Genomic DNA, 19,258 nt, shown 5'->3' on the forward strand with positions numbered 1-19,258 from the left:
GAAGCGAGAGGAGGAAGCGATGACCCACTGCATTCTGATCGGCGCCCCCGTGGATGAGGGCCAGCGCCGTCCGGGTTGCCTGATGGGCCCGGCGGCCTATCGCACGGCGGGACTGGCTGCCACGCTTGGCGCGCTTGGCCACAGCGTCGAGGATCGCGGCGATGTCGCGCCCGCCCCTCCGGGCACCGAGACCTGCGCGAATACCGCAGTCCACCACCTGCCGGAAACGATTGCCTGGACCAATGCCCTGCGCGAGGCGACAGCCGCCGCCCTGCCCGATGGCATGCCGATCATCATGGGCGGCGATCACTCGCTGGCGCTTGGCTCGGTCGCCGGTGTGGCGCTGCACGCCGCGCGCGTCGGCCGTCCGCAATTCGTCATCTGGCTGGACGCGCACAGCGATTTCCACACCGTCGAGACGACGACCTCGGGCAATCTGCATGGCACGCCCATGGCCTATGCCAGCGGCCTGCCGGGCTTTGACCCGATGCCGGCATTCCCGAACCCGATCCCCGGAGAGAACATCTGCATGTTCGGCATCCGCAGCGTCGATCCCGCGGAATATGCGGCGATGCAGCCAACCGACATCACCGTGAACGACATGCGCGTGCTGGACGAACAGGGGATCGTGGCCCCGCTGCGCGAGTTCCTGAACCGCGTGCGCGCGGCGGACGGGCTGCTACATGTCAGCCTGGACGTCGATTTCCTGGACCCGTCGATCGCGCCCGCCGTCGGCACCACTGTTCCCGGCGGCACGACCTTCCGAGAGGCGCATCTGGTCATGGAGCTGCTGCACGAATCCGGGCTGGTCACGTCGCTGGATCTGGTCGAACTGAACCCTTTTCTGGACGAGCGTGGTCGCACCGCCAAGCTGATGGTCGATCTGGTCGGCAGCCTGATGGGCCGAAAGGTCTTCGACAGGCCCACCCGCAGCTACGGCTAGGCACATCCCGACTCCCCGTTTTGGGTCCGCCCTGACGCCAGGGTGAGGCGGTCGGATCGTGGCCTTCCGCGACCGCGGACCCTGCCCAAATGGCCCGAAACGTCGCATTCTCAGACCAAGGTGGCAGGGAAAACCGGCATTTCTTGCACTTTGCGCACTGGATTGGCCACGCGCGACGCGGCAGACTGATCGCGTTCAGCGCAAGGGAGGACGCGATGAACGAGATGTCCGGAAACACCCATGCCGTCGCCCGGCTAGGCGCACAGGTCGGCGCCGCGCTGATCGGTCATGAGCTGCTGGTCGAGCGGTTGCTGATCGCGCTGCTGACAGGTGGCCATGTGCTGATCGAGGGTCCGCCCGGGATCGCCAAGACCCGCGCCGTCAAGGCGCTGGCGACGCATCTGCCGGGCAGCCATGCGCGCATCCAGTGCACGCCCGACCTGCTGCCATCCGATCTGACCGGCACGCAGATCTTTCGACCCGAAACCGGCAGCTTCGACTTCATGCCCGGACCGGTCTTTCACAGCCTTGTGCTGGTTGACGAAATCAACCGCGCACCGCCCAAGGTTCAGTCCGCCCTGCTTGAGGCGATGGCCGAACGGCAGGTGACATCGGGCGGCGTCTCGCGGCAACTGCCCGACCCGTTCATGGTCGTGGCGACCCAGAACCCCATCGAACATGAAGGCACGTTTCCGCTGCCCGAGGCGCAGCTTGACCGTTTCCTGCTGCATCTGCGGCTGGATCTTCCCGATGCCCAGTCCGAGCGCGCGATTCTGGATCTGGTCGAGGCCGAGGGGCTTGCCCCGCCGGCACATGCCGCGACAGCCCTGACGGCAGGCGACGTCGCGCAGGCGCGGGCGGCGGTCGCGCAGGTTCATCTGGCCCCGGCGCTGAAGGATTTCATCGTGCGGCTTGTCATGGCCACCCGACCGGGCGGCGCGATCGCCGACTGGATCGAACACCCGGTGTCGCCACGCGGAACCCTGGCCCTGGCCGCAGGCGTCCGGGCACGGGCATGGCTGCACGATCGCGATCACGGCCTGCCAGAGGATGCCGAGGCGCTGGCCTGCGATGCACTGTCTCACCGCATGGTGCCCACCTGGCAAGCCCAAAGCGAAGGACGCACGGGCCGCAGCCTGATCTCCGAGGCGTTGCAACAGGTTCGCCCGTGGTAGCGATCGCGGGGCTGCCGGATAGTCCGGGGATTCGGCTGCACGACACCGAATTGCTGGCCCTGCGGGACGAGATGGCCGGGCCGCAGCGCCTGCGCCCTGCGACCCGACGCCCCGGCGCCACGCCCGCGCGTCTCGAAGGCGCCGGGATGGATCTTCGCGAAATCCGCGCCTATGTCGTGGGCGACGATCCGCGGCGGCTGGATCCGGCCGCCACGGCACGGACCGGCCAGCCACATATCCGCAGCCTGCACGAGGATCGCGACGACACGACCCTGTTGATCGCGGATTTCCGCGAACCGATGCTGTGGGGCACCGGCACATCGCTGCGTTCGGTCCGGGGCGCGCGGCACCTGGCGCGGGCGGGATGGCAGGCTGCGCTGCGCGGCGGTTCGGTCGCGATGCTGGCGTTGTCCGGCGGCGGACTGGCCGAGATGCCGCCCGCGACGGGCGGTGCCCAGATGGCGGCGATCTGTCGGTTGCTGGCGCATCATCATGATCGGGCGCTGTTGTCGCCCGCATCCCCGTCGCTGACAGAGGCGCTGTCCCATGCCGCGCGGCTGGCACCTGCTGGCGGACGCGTGGTGCTGGCCACGCTGCCCGGCGGCTGGCAGTCGGCCCAGGCTGCACTGGCCCGGCTTGCGCGGCGCCGCGCCGTCACCGTCGCGCTGATCCTGGACGAGGCGGAAATCCAGGCCCCGCGCCCGACCGTGGCGATTCGACAGGGCGCGGGCAGCCGGCTGGTCCAGCTGTCGGTGCCCGATCTGTCCGCCGAAATCGGGCGCATCGAGGCGCTTGGCGCCCGCCCGGTCGAGATCACGCCATGACGCAGCAGGAACTGATGCAGGCCTTGGCCCCGCCGCGACTTCCCTCCTACATGGCGATGCTGACATTCGCCGAGGCGCTGGTGCTGTTCGGGATTGGCCTGCTGGTCGGTCTGGCCGTCTGGTCCCTGCTGCGTCCGCTGCTGGTGCGCAGGCCATCGCGCCGCACCCGGATCCGCGCGACCCGCGATCTGCCGCCACAGGAACGGCTGCTGGCCATCGCCCGCATTCTGGGCCATCTGCCGACGGCGTTGCGACCCGCCGCCTATGGCGCCGCACCCCCACCCGACCCCGCACAGATCGAACGGATCGCCCGCAGGTCACGAAGATGAACCTTGCCGCGCCATGGTTCCTGCTTCTGCTGCCGCTGCCCCTGCTGGTCCGCTGGCTGTCAGCCCCCTTGTCGGTGCCGCGTCCGGCGCTGACCGTGCCTGCGCATCTGGACAGTGCTGCCCGCGAAGCCCGGTCAGGCGGCGCGCGGCACGGCCCTTGGCTTGCGGCCATCGCCTGGATCGCTCTGGTCGTCGCGCTGGCAGGACCAAGAACCGAGGCGGTCAGCACCATCGTTCCGGCGTCGGGACGCGACATCGTTCTGGCGCTGGATCTGTCGGGCAGCATGATGAAAGAGGATTTCCAGCTGGACGGTCAGCCCGTCAGTCGGCTGGACGCCGTCAAGCGGACCGCATCAGCGTTTGTTTCGGCCCGCCGCGGAGACCGGATCGGGTTGGTGATCTTTGGCGAACGCGCCTATTTCGCCTCTCCTCTGACCTTCGACGTGAACGCCGTCGCCCTTGCCATCGACGAGGCACAGATCGGAATTTCCGGACGCGGCACCGCGATTTCGGACGGGTTGGGCCTGGCGACACGGCGGCTGGCCCGCAGCGACGCCCCGACCCGGGTGATCGTGCTGCTGTCGGACGGCGTGGACACCTCGGGCAGCGTTCCGGCAATCGAGGCTGCAAGGCTGGCGCAACGGCACGGCATCCGCGTCCATTCGGTAGCCCTTGGTCCCGACGATCTGGAACAGCAGCCTCAGTCGCGGGACGCCGTCGATGTCGCAACCCTGCGGGCCGTGGCCGAGGTGGCGGGCGGTGAAAGTTTCCGCGTCCGCAATACCGGCGATCTTCAGGCGATGAACGCCGCGCTGGACCAACTTGAACCCAATCCATCACAGCGTCCGCCGATGCGCTACTGGCGCGATCTGTGGATCTGGCCCGCCCTGCTGTCCGCAGCTTGCCTGACGCTGATCGCCCTCAGGAGACGCGGATGGGCGGGCTGATCCTGCTGCGCCCCTGGTGGCTGCTGGCACTGCTGCCGGTCGCGACGCTGGCGTTCTGGTCGTGGCGGCGGGCGCCCGATGCGGGCGGCTGGCAAAGCGTGATGTCGCCACCAATGCTGGCCGCGATGCAGGCGCTGGGGCAACTTGGCGGCCGGCCTGCGGGCTGGCAGCGCTGGCTTGCGCCCGCCGCGCTTGCGGTGATGGTGCTTGGGCTGGCCGGCCCGGCCCTGCCGCGCCGCGATGCGCCCTTGCTGGCCCAGACCGATGCGGTGGTGATAGCCATGGACCTGTCGCCTTCGGTCGCAAAGGGACCGGCGCTGGCCGAGGCGCAACTGGCCGCGGCGACCTTGGTGCAGGGCCTTGCCGGCCGTCCGGTCGGGCTGGTTCTCTATGCGGGCGAGGCGTTCATGGTCGCGGCGCCCACGATCGACGGCGCGACGCTGGAAACGCAACTGGCGGTTCTGGACGCCGACACGATGCCATCGGACGGCAGCCGTCCCGCGGCTGCGCTGGGACTGGCGGCAAACATGCTGCAAGGGGTCCGACGTGCCGATCTGATCATGATATCGGATGGCGGTGGGCTGGACGCACCCGCGCAGGCCGAAGCCGACAGGCTGGCCGGGACTGGGGTCCGGATATCGGCCCTGAAACTGTCCGGTCGGGCCGACGGCGCGCCGGCCGCACGGAACGACGCCCTGCAAGACCTGCTGCGCAACGGCGGTCGTGTCGCCCCGGCAGCCGACGCGCAGAATTTCGCCTCGCGGCTTGAACGCAGCGGCGCGGCGCGGCGCGATCCGACCCTGACCGCACTGCAGTTCCGCGATCTGGGCCGGTTCATCGCCGCGCTTGCCGGGCTGCCACTGCTGCTGATGCTGCGGAGGCAGGGATGAGAGCTGCGCTGCTTGTCCTGACGGCAGCGATCGTCGCGCTGGTGGCGGCGGGGCCTCAGGCGTTTTCGCGACTTGCGTTGCGCCTGGGCTGGGATGGCGCAGCCGCGCGATTCATCGACGATCCGGCCGCACGAGGCGTCGCCCTGTATCGCATCGGGCGATATGCCGACGCCGATGCGGCGTTCGCCAAGGCGGGACGATCGCAAACCTATAATCGCGGCCTCAGCCTCGCGGCGACGGGCGATTATCTGCTGGCGGTTGCCTATTTCGACGCCGTGCTGTTCGCCAATCCCGCAGACGAACAGGCCCGCGCCAACCGCGACCTGATCGCTGCGATGTATCCGCCCGAACAAGGCCAATCGACCGCGCCGGGCCGCATCGCCGCTGCCGGCGGTCTGGCGTCCGAAGATACCCCGATCAAGGACGCGCTGGCCAATGCATCGGGCCCTGAATGGGAACGCAAGCTGGATCGCAAGGGCATCGCGGCCAGCGACGAATGGCTTGCAACGATCACCGACGATCCGGGCGAATTCCTGCGGCTTCGGATCCGCGCGGAATACGACCGCCGCGCGCAGCTTGGCCTGATCCGCCCGGTCGAGGGCGATCCATGGTAATGCGGATCTCGATCCTGATCTGGCTGGCGATGCTGACCGGGGCGTGGGCGCAAGGCGACGCGCGGCTGATGATCCTGCACGACCACGGCAACCCAGTCGTCTCCGAGATGGTCACGCTGACCATCCGGGGCGAATACGATCTGACCGTCTCGCTCGAGGATATGCAGTTCCCGGATTCGCGGGATTATGACTGGATCCAGATTGCCCGGGACGACTGGCACAAGGAACGCGTGAACGGGCGGCTTCTGCAGATCTTCGAACGCAAGGTCGCGATCTTCCCCCGCCAACCGGGGCTGCTGACCATCGGCCCGGTGACACATCACCTGACTTTCGTGACCGGCGACGAGGGGCGCGAGACGGTTGACGTGACCGCGCCCCCCGCCCGCGTGAACGTCAAGCCGTTTCCCGGCAATCGTCAGCCTCTGGCGGCAAGACGATTGACCCTGACGGACGAGTTGTCGGCAGATCCCGGACAATTGCGCAAGGACGAGGTCCTGACCCGCCGCGTGACCATCGAGGCGCTGGGAACCCTGTCGCATCTGCTGCCGCCCCGCCCCGACCTGCGTCAGCCGTGGATGATCAGCTTTACCCAGCCCGAACAGCGCGAAACGATCCCCACGCCTGATGGTCCGGTCGCCCGCGTTGTCTGGGAATGGCAGCTTCGCCCGCATACCGGTGAGCCGGCGATCCTTCCCGCCGAGACGTTCCCCTGGTTCAACACCGACAACCGGCAGGTCGAAATCGCGGCGATGAAGCCGATTCCCTTCGGCCTTGCGGGATTTGGCGCCAATATCGGCGATCCTGGACCGGCGCCGCATTACCTTGGGCTGATCGGCGGGGCGATCGTCGCGGCGGGCAGCATCTTCGCACTTGTCCTGCTGTTGCAGGGCCAAGGGTTCGGGCGCAAGGGCGAAGTGATCCGCCGCCTGCGCCGGATGATGCCCAGCCCACATCTGGGGGCGATGCGCCGTGCGGCACGGGAAAACGATCTGCCCGCGTTGCGCGCCTTGGCGGCTGCGCATCTGCGCTGGCGCGGTCAGTGCGAAACGCCAGCACTGGCCGCACTGGACCGCCAGATCTTCGCCCAGAATCCGCCTCGCGACTTTGACCCCATGCGCTGGTTACGAGACTTCCATCGCGAGACCGCTCCGGACGCCATCAAGGCGCCGGGATCCGGCCAGACGGGTCCGGCACGTGAAAGTGGCTGACGAGGCGATAACCCTCTTGACCCCGATCAGCGAAAACCATAGCAAACGCAGCACTGCGGTGGGTTGGCGGAGTGGTTACGCACCGGATTGCAAAGCCCCCCAGTTTCCGTTCAGTTTCAAATCTGTATCCGAAAATTGTTGTCAGGACATACCGTGAACAAGCGGTGAACCTGCTAACCGCCTATTTTGCAAGAAAATCGCAACTTCTAAACATCCGCGGCGCTCACGCCCCAGTCGTTTTTCTGCGCAGGTGAGGTCAGATGACGCGCGGGGGTCCGAGGCCCTCCGGGCCTACCATACAGCCAATAACAAATTGGTTTCGTTTAATTTTTCAAGGTTGTGCCCCACGCCGAAAGTCCACGTGGGGCACAATCTTGATAGTCACTATTCTGGCCCCAGATCCGCAATCATCTGAAATCATCGGTTGGCCAGTTGAGATGTCAGCCGCACAAAGCGAGAGCGAGCAGTGAAGGTAGCCCCCTACACTGTCCGCACCGGCAGAGCCTCGGCTCGAGCGATCGTCTCCAAGAGTGGCTTCGCGAACAGACCTTACAGGGAAGCGCCCAATCTTTTACACGAGTATATGGTCGTTATTGCACCGTCTCGCGGGGACGATGGCGACGGCAATATGGGAAATAAGACATGCCAGTGTTCGACATTCCGCCTCATCGTTTGGTCGATTTGAATGATGAGGATCTTCGCGAATTATTGGCGCGCCTTTGCGAGGCGGAGCGCGAGCGGCAAGGCGGACACAGAAACGAGGTACGATGGGGAGGCAATCAGACCGCCGCCGACGGAGGGCTCGATGTCGTTGTGGAACCGCTCGGATCATTTGTACCCGTTAGCCCGCTCGCACGTAGATACGCAGGGATCCAGGTCAAAGTAGCCGACCTTGCCACAGCCGCGATCAAGGATGAGATGCGCTACGGCGGTTCACTTCGTCCAGCGATTTCTGCACTCGCTGCTAGGAGCGGTTCCTATCTCATTGCCAGCGCGCGAGCAAACTGCTCCGAGTCGATGCTAAAGCGACGTGTTGATGCAATGCGTGCTGCTGTTGCGGACGATCCCAACGAAGCGAACTTGGAACTGAGCTTTCTTGACCGCAATGCAATCAGTCGATGGGTAAGCGCACATCCGTCGGTGGCCGCGTGGCTGCGCAAGCGCTTGACACTTCCATTCCTCGCGGGCTGGCAGCCGTTCGGACGTTGGTCGTCAACACCAGAAGGTGAATCTGACGATCTGATCTGCGAGGGTGGTCTCATATTTCGCATCGGGCGCCACGACTTGATCCGAAATGTCCCTGAAGCTCTTGATGCGATCCGAACGCTTGTCCGTGATGGAAATGGTTCTGTGCGCATCGCCGGGCTTTCCGGAATTGGCAAAAGCCGCATCGTTCAGGCGCTTTTTGAGCCGGTCGGAGATGTGACTGAGTTATCCACCTCGCATGCTATTTACACGGATTTGGGCCATTCGCCTGAGCCAACGCCCATGATTATGCTCGAAGCGCTTATCGAGCGTGATGCCCCTGCAATCTTGGTCGTCGACAACTGCCCACCGTGCACCCACCAAGCATTGGCTCGCAGACTAGCGGAACGCCCGGGACCCGTTCGACTGATCACCGTTGAGTATGACGTGCGCACAGATCGACCAGAGCAAACCGACGTAATTCGCGTCGAAGCCGAAGGTTCCGATATTGTCGAGGCGCTGCTTCGCCGTCGCCGCGGCTACCTATCATCCGCAGATGCACAACGCCTTGCCGAACTCGCTCAAGGTAATGCGCGGTTGGGGTTCGCCCTTGCTCACGCTGCCCCCCAAACGGGTACACTTTCAGCATTCGAGGACTCTGTACTCTTCGATCGCCTTTTCTGGCAACGCGAAGGGCGAAATGAGGAACTGGCACGCGCGGCAGAGGTTCTGTCTCTCGTCTACTCCTTCGAAGTAGATGGTGAGGAAGCACCGGATGAACTCACCTTTCTCGGCTCATTCGCAGAGCTCTCCCGCGGCGCAATGCATCGGCATGCCGCCACCCTTTTCGACCGAGGACTCGCTCAGGCCCGAGGTAGGTGGCGAGCCGTTCTGCCGCATGCTCTCGCGAATCGACTCGCCCAGCAAGGCCTGCGATCAATACCATGGCGAAATATCGCGGAAGGATTTGCCGACAAGGGCCGCCTACGCCGTTCGCTCGCGCGGCGGCTTTCGTACTTGCACGATTCCGATGAAGCTCGCCGTATTGTTAATCATTGGATGCAGGCTGGAGGACCCTTGAATGGTCCAGCTCCGGACATGCAGGTGCTCGAAGCCGTCTGTCACCTCCTCCCAGATGAGGCACTACAAGTCGTAGATAATATGATAGCTGCTGTTGCGGGTGAATCTGGGGATTTCCATCTCGTCGAGAGCCTGACACGCATGATCTCACGAATCGCTCATTCCGAGGCTTTATTCCCACATGCCTGCGCAAGCTTGGTGAAACTGGCGATTTCAGTCGACGAGCAACAGACATCGAACACCGACAGCGCGTTGAGCAGCCTATTCGGCCTGTATCTATCTGGAACGCTGTCCCGAACAGCAGCACGGACCAACGTAGCGCGTCGCTGTCTTCATTCAAATGACCCGAAAGAGCGCGCATGCGGGATCCGCATGCTTCGCTCGGCGTTGCGAACCGGCAACTGGTCCTCTTCCATCCTATCCTACGACGATGCTCGCCCAGATGCGTTCGGATGGGAACCCCGTGGGCAAGAGGTAGTCGAATGGTTCTCCAGATGGCTCGATCTGGCGGCCGAGATCGCTCAGCACGCGCCTTCAGGGATCGGCGAGATCGCCCGAAAGTCGCTGGCGGAGGAAATCGATGCCATATGGAGACGTGTGCCGTCACTTCGGCCAAGGATCGACGAGATCGCGCGTCAACTGCACGCAGCAGCGCCGTGGGCCGAGGGATGGCATAGCCTTCAGCGAATGCTGCATTTGATCAAGAAACGCGGTGAAGAGTTTCCTGAAAACGACTTGGCTGAGGTGCGCCGACTTATCGAACACATGGCTCCGACTGACCTAAAGACTAGGGTGAGCGCGGAGATCGCAAGAGGGTGGGATCTTGGGTCTGACAACAATGATTATGCCGCTGCCGAGTTACGGCGATCAGAGCGTTTGATGTTGCTCGGACAAGGATTGGCTACTGCCACCGAAGATCTGAGATCTACTGGACGAGATCTGTTCGAGTGCAAGGGTAGACCCCTGTATTTCCTAGGAATCGGCTTGGCTCAAGGGGAGCAACCAACGGAAAAAATATGGGAAATCGTCCGCGATCTACATTTGATTGATCCGCTCCAGTCACAGCAGACCACAATCCTCTCAGGCTTTCTTCACCAACTCGACAAGACTGACCCAGGCGCAGCGAGCGCAATCCGTGCTGAATGCAGGAGAACTCCGGCCCTACGCCGCGAATACGCTCTGTTCCTGCCGAAGGGCACTCTCTCAGCGGAACAGCTTCGCGATGTTATTCAAATTGCCACCGAGGTAGGGACCGCTGCGTGGCAACTCACCGATATCGTATGGCGCGAAGAACGGGGGCTAGACGACGAAGGTCGCGTTTGCCTGTTACAAGCCTTTATGAAAAGGGCGGATGGACCCCTTCTGGTATCGGACGCACTCAACATGTTGCGCCATGCTGAAAAAGGCAAACGCGAAATATGGCCGGAGGCACTTAGAGCAATTGGGTTGGAAGCAGCGATCGCGATCATTGAAGACCACGAATTAAATGGCAATCTCGATCATGAAGTTGCTCGCGTACTCTCCTCTTGCTTGCGTGGTGACAAAGGTGCCGATGCGAATCGTGTTATGGACGCGATCATCTCGCGCGCGGCGCGTCGTTACGGGAGCACCTACGATTTGACGGCAACGCTCGGGACGCTAGCGCGGCAATCGCCCCACGTCTTCCTGAGCAAAGTTTTCCCCGACGGAACAGAGCTGCCGTCCATCAGATTTCGAGACAGTTTGCAGCCCGGGGCTTTGTCACGGCTCCCCCCGGAAGCTCTGATCGACTGGTGTAACGAAAATGCCGACCGGTGGACCCGTGTGGCGCCGGAAATCTCATCCTTCACGCGTGGGAGCGAGGAGAAGGAAAGAACCGGGGGCGTTTCTGAGGTCGCCGCTGCGCTTCTCAAAGCAGCTCCGAATCCTGAAGATGTGGTGGAAGCATATTTACAGCATCTTGCCCCGATGAGCTGGTCTGGTAGTCGAGCGGATATAATGGAGCGCCGATTGGCGGCGATAGAAGCTCTCCACGACCACCCTTCACCGGAAGTTGGTCGCACAATCGCGCGTCTCGCGCCGGGCATCCGAGAACGTATTGATCGTACCCGTCATGCGGAGCAGAAAGAACACCGCGAGCGAGACCAGCGGTTCGAGTGATGGCCATGCTACCGATCATCATCCATATCGTATAGAGTGCATGCGTGTTCTCGGTTTGGACAGAGAAACAGGGTCTGCGTACGTTCAGTGCGCCAAAGCGCAAACCCTACGAATCGGCTAGAATGGGTCACCGAGAAATTCGAGCAGCGATGAACGAAGGGCATCAAGTGCTTCGTCGCGGTCGGCGCACGATCCGTGCGCTTGGGTCAGCTTGACGCGCCACTGCCACGACCCGCGGCCCTGCAGGCTGACGAAGAAGACCTTCCCGACCAACTCGCCGTCCATGAAAACCGACAGATCGTTGGGCGAGAAATCCCCGTGGTGCGTGCGAGCGCGGGCGTATGTCCATCGTTTCTCCATTCTCGAATATAGAACGGAGGGTGAACGATTCGACAAGGTGGCTTTCAGTCTGCTGCCTCGATCAGCTCGGGACCGTCGTCGCGGATCCCAAACGGCACCACGGGATGATGCCGGAGGCTGGTTCCTGCACCGATCTCCGGATCACTGGCACCCTTCAGCCACGCGTCGCGCTCATCCGAGTTCAGGATCACCGGCATCCGCGTGTGAACGTCGTCGACCGTATCATTTGCGGCACGGGTCACGATCGTGCAGGTCAGGAGGTCATGCCAGCGCGAAGACAGGCCCCCGAACCAAAGCACCTCCTCATTGCCGGCCGACTGGATGAAATGCGGCTGCTTGCTGCCCTTCTCGCCAGTCCATTCGTAGTAGCCGGCGGCCGGGATCAGGCAGCGTCCATACTTCCAGGGCCCGCGGAATGTCGGCTTGCTGGCTGCGTCCTCGATCCGGGCGTTGAAGGTCGTCACTTTCCATTCCTTGGGGTTGTCGCCCTTGAACCACGACGGGATTAGCCACCAGCGCGCATATTCGCCGACTCCGGCGGAATTGATCGTCAGGACGTCCTGTGTCGGCTTCACGTTGAACCTGCGCGGGATCGGATTGATCTTCAGTTCCGAGAAATCATGCTCGGTTCCGCGAAGGTTCGGATCCACGAATCGTCCACACATGTGTGCAAACTAGCAGACGGCAAACGCTTCGACCAACCACCGCTTGTGACCAGGAATGTGCTTCCGGCCCTAGCATCTCGCCAGGTTGGCAAAGTGGCCTTGTCATTTTAGGGTTGGTGAATCGCTGTTGGTACGGAAGGTGAATTGTATGTTTAGCCTAGTGATGGCTGGGAATGATACGGATTGGGACGTGCCGGTTGAAGAGGAGCATTTCGGCACCTTCCCTCTTTATCGATTTCTTGAATATACAGATCCTTCTATCGTCACACGCTTCGAACCCATTACCGCCACCACACTTGAGTACCTAAAAGATCTCCCCACTCTTTTCATGAGTGAGATCCATCGAGACGACGATGACAATGAATTTATTCGGATTCGCTTGGGCAGGGTTTTTGACCTCTCTGTGGTCGAGCGAGAGATCCACTTCAAATTCATGCTTTCACATAACTTTGGAGAGTGTCCGGTTCTAGACCGGAGATCCTTCCGTAGGGTCCTCACGATGGACGATTTTGAACTGCACCGCACACACTGGGCAATTAAGTCCGCCGAACTCGGCTCTATACTAAAGCATATTGTCCCCAATGCACCGGGCACTCTCGAATCGACGCCGAAGGCGGAACCGCCCAAACCATTAAAGTCAAATGAAGGCGTTGTCTCTACACTTCAAGAATTTATGGCATTGGTACTCGAGCTTGAAGAAAATGCGGGCGAGGAAATTTTCTATCGAGGACACTCAGACTCCAGATACTTGTTGGCGCCTTCCTTGCTTCGTCGGAATAAGGATGGTGCCTACAAGTACCTCCCAAAAGAAGTGACGATGGTTCGTGAACTGCTCAGCGTTCAGGATGCGCAGTTTTCCAACGACCGCTCGATGCTTGATAAGTTAGTGCGCATGCAGCATTTCGGTCTACCGACCCGCCTTCTCGATGTAAGTTCCAATCCACTCGTTGCGCTTTATTTTTGCTGCTCCGAAACCAAAACGGATAGCGATGGAAATGAATTAGAGGGTGAGGTTGTCATTCTTCGATCTCCTACCAACGACGTTCTCCATTTTGACTCCGATCGCGTAAGTTGCATCGCGAATCTTTGTCTGATGACGGATGACGGATGACGAGAAGAACGAAATGAACCTTAGTTTAGAAAAAATGGCTTTCAACAAAGAGCCCGTGGTAAAAAAACTTCTGCATTTCATAAAAGGCGAAAAGCCATATTTTGAAGGGCGCATTGAACCTCAGGATCTACAGAAAATAGTGTTCGTCCGAGCGAGGCACACTCACGAGCGTATGGTTTCACAATCCGGCGCATTTCTGCTGTTCGGTAAGGACGCGATACTCCCTGAAACCGGGCATAGTAGCATCAAGGTGTCTCGTATTCGAATCCAGAACAAGCCCCAAATACTTGCGCAACTAGCCAAGCTCAACATCAAAGCTAGCACAATCTATCCGGGAATCGAGAAGGCGGCGAGCGACATTGCAAAGAAGCACGAATTGAATTGAGCACTTCGGCTATATCCACTAATCGTGCTCTACATCTAAGATGCGACACTGCGAAGCAGTCCTGACTTTGCGCAACGGTCGTTGACCTTGGCTCTAGCCCTACGACCACTCTAGCAATAATCACCTGCAGACCTGTCGTGGCGATCATCAGAACCGTATCTTGCACAACCTCGCCACGACTGTGTGAGATCAATAGGGGCTCGTACTTGCGGAGACAACAGTGACGGCAACGGGTGGGTTACCACTCGTAGGATCTCGAGTGCCCAGTCTAACGCCACTGACGTACATTGTCTGGCTTAAGGAGGAAGGGAGGATCTCCTTCCAGAGCCTTCACTTCTGATCGTGCATTGGGAAGAGAGCCATTGGCTTCTTTGGCAAGGCTCTCCGCATCAGCTTCATTCTCGCAGCAAGCGATCCAGTGTTGCTTGTTCTCACCAAATCTGAGTTCAACAATAAAATACTTCATAATACTACGATGGGACTTTTCTTCTATGAATGCAAACTCAAAACTATTGGACCCGCCTGGTCCTGCGTTTGCGTAACCTCACCGCGCCCCTGCATCGCGCAGCGCCCTGCTCAGGGCATCGGCCTCCTTAACGGCCTTGCGCGCTTGGTCGCTGTTCCAGACCGCGCGAGTCTTGCCGCGCAGCCGTTCCCACACCGACCAGCCCTGAGCGATCAGATAACCGACCAAGCCGATGATCTCGGCCACGTCGGCCGCGTCGATCGGCAGGAAGACACCGAAGATCGCCAGCAGCGCGAAGATCAGCGCCACGACCTGGGCGATGAAGCTGCGGTTGGTCAAGAACAGCGTCCAGCGGGGACCGTCGCCCTCTTGGGCGGCGATGTCGTTGGCCATCTTCACAGTGGCCGAGATCTCTCGAATGATGCGGAACATCAGGTCAACTCCTTACAGATCGGAAAGGCAGAGTTTCTGCTCGGCGGCGCGGCGGTTGGTCAGGCCGCGCACGACCTTACCGCCGGCCTTGTTCCAGCGCGGCAGCTGGTTGCATGCTCCGCGCCAGTCGCCCGCGTTGGCCAGCCGCGCGAGGGTCGAGCCGCATGCGGCCCCTGCCCCAACATTGTAGGTCCAGCTGGTCAGGGCGACCTGCACGCCCTGGGGCTGCTCTGGCAGCGCCGGCACGCAGCGCGTCAGCTGATCGCGGTATTCGCCCAGGGCGCCCATCAGCTTCTCGCTGCACTCGGTCGAGGTGTAACTGTCGCCCGGCTTCACGCCGCGGGTCTCGCCGTAGCAGACCGTCCAGACCGGCGGGCTGGCGATCCGGTCGAGATAGGCTTCCGTCCGTTCCCCTTCCCAAGGCCCCACGAACGCCGCGGCGGCGGCGAGGATTGCGGCGGCGCCGGCCGTGGTGGCGGCCCGCCTCTTTGTCGAGAACATCGATTTGAACCACGCCCCCAGCGCGGCGAGAAACTGCGTCATCGTCATCTCTCCATGAAAAAGCCCCGCGCGAGGCGGGGCGGAATTCTGTCCAAATGTACAAGCTGACAGGCGAGTCAGATCGAGACATAAGCGACCTAACGACCGGACGGCGTGTGTTGTGTGTTACGAGTATTCCCGTCCGGTTGTTCTATCCTGGTGGCAGCAGCATGAACGGGACCGGCCTGGTCCGATCGAACACGCGCTTGTCGCCACATTCGAATTCCAGCGACAGATAGACCGTCACCCTGCCCGGCCGGACCTGCGGCGGAACATCGAGGACCAGCCGCATCGGCGTTTCGGTGGTGCCGACCTGGCGCGCGGGCTTTTGAGAGCCGCCGGCAGATGGAATGTTCGTCTCATCGGTGAACAGTGCGGTGCGGGTCAGCAGCGTGCACCCTGCCCCGGTCCGCGTGCGCTTCACCACCATGTTCAGCGTAATGGCGTCGCCCAGATAGACCGGCTCCTTCACGTAGCTGAACCCGGGCGCCTCGCTGATCACCCGATCCTCGCCGTTGGCGCGCTTCACTTCCTGGGTCAGCACGTCCAGCTTCTGCGCGATCTCGGTCAGCTGCTCGGGGCTGGTCCAGATCGCTGCCAGCCGGTCGGTGGTCGGCGTGAACACCAGCACCAGCGAGGCGGCGAACCCGGCAAAGGCGACGCGGGTCGCCCATTTCTTCGCTTCGTCCGCCACGAACGACCAGAACGGGTGTTCCTTCTCCGCCATAGATCAGCGTTTCCTCTGTCGCAGATGTAAACTTTTTGGCCGCCACCCCTGGTGCCGTTCGGCGCATCCCCGGATAGGGTGGATTGGCAGACAGGAGAGCCAAGGCCGTGAAGATTCTTGCCAAGCACGAAGACTACCAGATCACATTTCATGAACGCCCAGAGGACACGGGCGGCCCTCTGGTAATCACCTTCGGCGGTCAAGACTCCAAGCTGACACCCACAGGTTTCGGCACGGGTTGGTGCCAACGCTGGGGCTGGGACACGATCTATGTCGCCCAACGGGCGGCGACGCAGTATCAGCACCTGTCCGTGCAGGTTTTCTTCGATGCTGTGGCCGAGATTTGCAAAGGGCGTGACGTCGTCTGCTATGGCTCAAGCTTGGGCGGCTACTGTGCGTTTTATTTCGGCGGCGTCCTCGATGCTCGGATCGTCACCGCCGCACCGATGCTGCCCGCGTGGCCACCGCTGGGACGCCTCGGGGACCAGATACAGCTGCAGCACGTGCCTCTGGCCGAGGTTCCTCGGTCCTCGCGCGCGCCGATCATCATCTATGACCCGATCGTCGCCCACGATCAGATGATGATCGACCAGATGATCATGCCGACCTACCCAGACGTGCGCCTGGTTCCTGTCGAATTCGGCGGACACGAAGTTCTTGAAACGCTCAAGAGGGCCGGACTTCTCAGCCCGGTCATCGAGGCCATGATCGGTCGAGACGAGATCCTTCCGCTCGAGTTTGACGGCTACAGCAATCCGCTCTGGCTGTTCCGGCGCGGACGTCATTTCATAAAGTCAGACCCGGAACAGGCACGCGACCTGGTGGAGCGCAGCCTGACCTTGGAGCCGTCGAAGCACGTGATCGGAAACTTGCTCAGCCTGCTGATCCGTGTCGGCGACTTGCCGGCCGCCCAGGCCTTGCTTGATCAGGTGCGAGGCAGCGCAGATCCAAAAATGCAGGTGCCACCGGGGATTCTCGAGAGAGCCCGCATGGCAGGACTTCGCGAATAAGTTCAGCCTCGAACGGGTTGAGAAGCGGGCAACCGGCGGCTGCCCGTTTGGTCTCGCAGCACTCCCAGCTCACCCATAGGCATCCGGGAACCAGATCGGTCCGCCGAAGATGTTCTCGAGATGCGCGTAGATCTTGAGCCGGTCCTTGTCGGATGGAATCTGATCCGTGGCGAACATCGCGTAGAGATCGAATTCGGCGGTCTCGGCACCATTCGGCGGACCCAGGGTGAAGCCGGTCCGGACACCGCTGAGGACGCGATCCGTCAGGATCTGGCTTCTGAGCTTGGCGTCGCTTGCGAGCGTCACCCCGGGATCGGTCACCTTGAGAACCGTCCGCGCGCCGCTGGCGCGCAGCTCCCACTCGACGAGGATCGGCCGGCCGTCGAAGTATTCAGAAGGCACACCGCAGAACGTCCAGCCGCCTTCATAGTCGAGGACGAGGATATGGCCGAAGGCGGCATTGTCGGCGTCAGCCTTGATCGAGAAGCTGCCCCCGCCGGTCGCCTGGAACAGGATTTCCTCTTCGGCCATCTGGTCGTTCAGGCTCAAGAGCAGCATCCCGTAATTCGGGGCAAAACCCGTCAGCGTCGCTGACATCGGATCGGCCGAGAAGATCAGCCGATCTCCGGTCAGGATCGGCCTCGCCGCCTCGCTCGCCGCGGCGTACCCGTTGATGTTGCCGACCGGATCCCCGTTCGCGGCGACCATGCTGCCCGCGATGTCGGTGTAGATGCTGGCGGTCGGAACCTCGACGACGGTGCGGGACGCCGGCAGCAAGGCCGGCAAGGCTTCACCCTGGTAGGGCTCCCAGACGACATCGGACGCCGTCTCGCCGCCAAGACCCGCGGGATAATAATCCTGGGCGATCTCCCATGCCAACGCCTGGAGATACTGCGCCTCATCCACGGTGACCGAGGTGCTGCCGATCGCGTTCGGCAGGCCGACGGGACTGGTCGCGAAGAGCACCGCGTAGGCAAGGCACCAGTCGGCATATGATCCCAGCCGCGAATGCATGTAAGCGTGGTGACCGTCGTTGTTGACCCATCCGGTATCGTCCGCGTGGTAGTCGTAATAGCTGCTGATCGAGGCCGGCTTCTCCGGGCTGCCGTCGCGCACATCATCGTGCAGCCTGATCTCCAGCTGATGGAACGGGAGGATGTAGACCGAGACATCGGAATGCCCGTTCGCAACCAGCCGCGATTGCAGGAATTGCTGACGCACCCGAATGGGAACATCCGTGCCCAGTGCCCTTTGGCGCCATTCGTCCCGAACACCATCGGACGGCGTCGCGCCGTCATCGATCATCGGCTGGCGCGGCCCGGCCAGGAAGATGCTCTTGATGCCCTGTTGCGCCGCGCGCTGAACATAGAGCCACTCGCCTTCAAAATCCGTCTGCGCGCCGAGCATGTGCTCCCGGTCGTGCCATCGGTAGGGATCCGCGAACTCGCCGTTGGAGCCGCCGGAGGCCTGCTCCCAGATCACCAGCGCCTGATAGTTCGCCAGGTCGTTCCTGGGATCGTTGCCGGCGGGGAAGGTCCCGAAGTTCCAGGTGCTCCAGGTTCCGTTCGCCGGACCGATGATCGCGCCGTTGCCGATCCCGGGCAAGCCGCCGGGCAACGGCCCCGCTCCGCCCACCACAGGCCCGAACCGGGATCCGGTATAGGCAGCCCGAAACAGCTGGCTCCATTCATGCGACGGGCGGGCAGGATCTTCGTTCACCCCCCAGGTATCGAACAACCACGAGGCCGCCTGGCTTTCGCCCTGGACCATGATGTTGGCGGTATTGAGGTTCAGCCCGGTATTGATCAGCGCGAACGCCGCCACGGTAATCGAGGCCGAGGACAGCACCGGGCCCCCGACGGCATTGGTGGCGGAGAAGGTGATCACAAACTCGCCCGAAGACCCGGCCGCATAGGAGAGATCGGGACCATCCGCCGTGACGGACCCGGTCACGTCCGTTCCATTGAAGGTCGCCACGAACTCCACGGTGATCGGGGTGTCTCCCTGCCAGGTCGGCGGAACGATCGTGATTGTATCGCCCTGCTGCGGCGATGCCGGGCTGATGGCGGGCTCGGTCGCGACCGAAGGTGCGACCGGAATACGCTGGACCGTCACCGTGACCGTCTCGGTCCTCGTGCCAGCGGCATTCGCGGCGGTCTCGGTGACGGAGACGACGCGGTTCGCGCCGGTGATCGGGGGCGTGTAGCTCAACTCGCTGAACTCGGCAT

General features: G+C 62.2%; 19 protein-coding genes. 12 read left to right on the plus strand and 7 right to left on the minus strand.

From position 1 onward, the window contains the following. Positions 1-19: 19 nt before the first annotated feature. The 9 genes from rocF to J7359_RS17895 all read left to right on the plus strand — a co-directional run bounded on the left by rocF (position 20) and on the right by J7359_RS17895 (position 11,334). The gene (gene rocF / locus J7359_RS17855; protein ID WP_209058638.1) at positions 20-943 is read left to right on the plus strand and encodes an arginase; all 924 of its coding nucleotides are present in this window, start codon (positions 20-22) and stop codon (positions 941-943) included. Between the two features lie 215 nt (positions 944-1,158). Further along, positions 1,159-2,118 carry an AAA family ATPase gene (locus J7359_RS17860; protein WP_209058640.1) on the plus strand — a complete coding sequence of 320 codons (960 nt, stop codon included), beginning with the start codon at positions 1,159-1,161 and terminating at the stop codon, positions 2,116-2,118. Continuing rightward, positions 2,112-2,942, plus strand: a complete 831-nt coding sequence (locus J7359_RS17865; RefSeq protein ID WP_348524417.1) for a DUF58 domain-containing protein — start codon at positions 2,112-2,114, stop codon at positions 2,940-2,942. Before J7359_RS17860 ends, J7359_RS17865 begins: the two co-directional genes overlap by 7 nt. Further along, positions 2,939-3,271, plus strand: coding sequence for a hypothetical protein (locus J7359_RS17870; protein ID WP_209058642.1), 333 nt, complete (start codon positions 2,939-2,941; stop codon positions 3,269-3,271). Before J7359_RS17865 ends, J7359_RS17870 begins: the two co-directional genes overlap by 4 nt. Further along, positions 3,268-4,218 (plus strand): VWA domain-containing protein, encoded by a 951-nt coding sequence (locus J7359_RS17875; protein WP_209058644.1) that lies wholly within the window; start codon positions 3,268-3,270, stop codon positions 4,216-4,218. The genes J7359_RS17870 and J7359_RS17875 overlap by 4 nt, the downstream gene beginning before the upstream one ends. Next, positions 4,206-5,108, plus strand: a complete 903-nt coding sequence (locus tag J7359_RS17880) for a VWA domain-containing protein (RefSeq protein WP_247740508.1) — start codon at positions 4,206-4,208, stop codon at positions 5,106-5,108. Before J7359_RS17875 ends, J7359_RS17880 begins: the two co-directional genes overlap by 13 nt. Then, positions 5,105-5,722, plus strand: a complete 618-nt coding sequence (locus J7359_RS17885) for a hypothetical protein (RefSeq protein ID WP_209058646.1) — start codon at positions 5,105-5,107, stop codon at positions 5,720-5,722. The genes J7359_RS17880 and J7359_RS17885 overlap by 4 nt, the downstream gene beginning before the upstream one ends. Continuing rightward, the gene (locus J7359_RS17890; protein ID WP_209058647.1) at positions 5,716-6,930 is read left to right on the plus strand and encodes a BatD family protein; all 1,215 of its coding nucleotides are present in this window, start codon (positions 5,716-5,718) and stop codon (positions 6,928-6,930) included. The genes J7359_RS17885 and J7359_RS17890 overlap by 7 nt, the downstream gene beginning before the upstream one ends. 642 nt (positions 6,931-7,572) lie before the next feature. After that, positions 7,573-11,334: a hypothetical protein gene (locus J7359_RS17895; RefSeq protein WP_209058648.1), complete on the plus strand. Its 3,762-nt coding sequence runs from the start codon at positions 7,573-7,575 to the stop codon at positions 11,332-11,334. Between the two features lie 117 nt (positions 11,335-11,451). Here J7359_RS17895 and J7359_RS17900 read toward each other — a convergent pair whose 3' ends face one another. Together J7359_RS17900 and J7359_RS17905 are read right to left on the minus strand one after the other, a co-directional pair. Further along, positions 11,452-11,694, minus strand: coding sequence for a hypothetical protein (locus J7359_RS17900; RefSeq protein ID WP_209058649.1), 243 nt, complete (start codon positions 11,692-11,694; stop codon positions 11,452-11,454). 44 nt (positions 11,695-11,738) lie between these two features. Next, positions 11,739-12,359, minus strand: a complete 621-nt coding sequence (locus J7359_RS17905) for an SOS response-associated peptidase (protein WP_209058650.1) — start codon at positions 12,357-12,359, stop codon at positions 11,739-11,741. A gap of 148 nt (positions 12,360-12,507) precedes the next feature. Between J7359_RS17905 and J7359_RS17910 the strand changes: the two genes are divergently transcribed. Both J7359_RS17910 and J7359_RS17915 read left to right on the plus strand, forming a co-directional pair. Further along, positions 12,508-13,470 carry an FRG domain-containing protein gene (locus tag J7359_RS17910; protein WP_209058651.1) on the plus strand — a complete coding sequence of 321 codons (963 nt, stop codon included), beginning with the start codon at positions 12,508-12,510 and terminating at the stop codon, positions 13,468-13,470. Next, on the plus strand, positions 13,460-13,855 hold the full coding sequence (locus J7359_RS17915; RefSeq protein ID WP_209058655.1) for a hypothetical protein: 396 nt from the start codon (positions 13,460-13,462) through the stop codon (positions 13,853-13,855). The genes J7359_RS17910 and J7359_RS17915 overlap by 11 nt, the downstream gene beginning before the upstream one ends. A 268-nt stretch (positions 13,856-14,123) precedes the next feature. On the opposite strand, the gene J7359_RS17920 is transcribed toward J7359_RS17915, so the two are convergent. The 4 genes from J7359_RS17920 to J7359_RS17935 form a co-directional block, all read right to left on the minus strand. Then, a complete protein-coding gene (locus tag J7359_RS17920; protein WP_209058660.1) occupies positions 14,124-14,321 on the minus strand; it encodes a hypothetical protein in 198 nt (65 codons plus the stop codon). 78 nt (positions 14,322-14,399) lie between these two features. Further along, positions 14,400-14,753 (minus strand): hypothetical protein, encoded by a 354-nt coding sequence (locus tag J7359_RS17925; RefSeq protein WP_209058662.1) that lies wholly within the window; start codon positions 14,751-14,753, stop codon positions 14,400-14,402. Between the two features lie 12 nt (positions 14,754-14,765). Beyond that, on the minus strand, positions 14,766-15,302 hold the full coding sequence (locus J7359_RS17930) for a lysozyme (RefSeq protein WP_247740509.1): 537 nt from the start codon (positions 15,300-15,302) through the stop codon (positions 14,766-14,768). Positions 15,303-15,444: 142 nt separating this feature from the next. Further along, positions 15,445-16,020, minus strand: a complete 576-nt coding sequence (locus tag J7359_RS17935) for a hypothetical protein (protein ID WP_209058664.1) — start codon at positions 16,018-16,020, stop codon at positions 15,445-15,447. A gap of 107 nt (positions 16,021-16,127) precedes the next feature. On the opposite strand from J7359_RS17935, the gene J7359_RS17940 reads away from it, so the two are divergent. After that, positions 16,128-17,030 (plus strand): hypothetical protein, encoded by a 903-nt coding sequence (locus J7359_RS17940; protein WP_209058666.1) that lies wholly within the window; start codon positions 16,128-16,130, stop codon positions 17,028-17,030. 69 nt (positions 17,031-17,099) lie between these two features. Here the strand turns inward: J7359_RS17940 and J7359_RS17945 are convergent. Next, on the minus strand, positions 17,100-19,258 hold a 2,159-nt coding region (locus J7359_RS17945), incomplete at its 5' end, for a hypothetical protein (RefSeq protein WP_209058668.1).

Origin of the sequence: Paracoccus sp. R12_2 (genome assembly GCF_017744015.1) — a bacterium.
Taxonomy (GTDB): Bacteria; Pseudomonadota; Alphaproteobacteria; order Rhodobacterales; family Rhodobacteraceae; genus Paracoccus.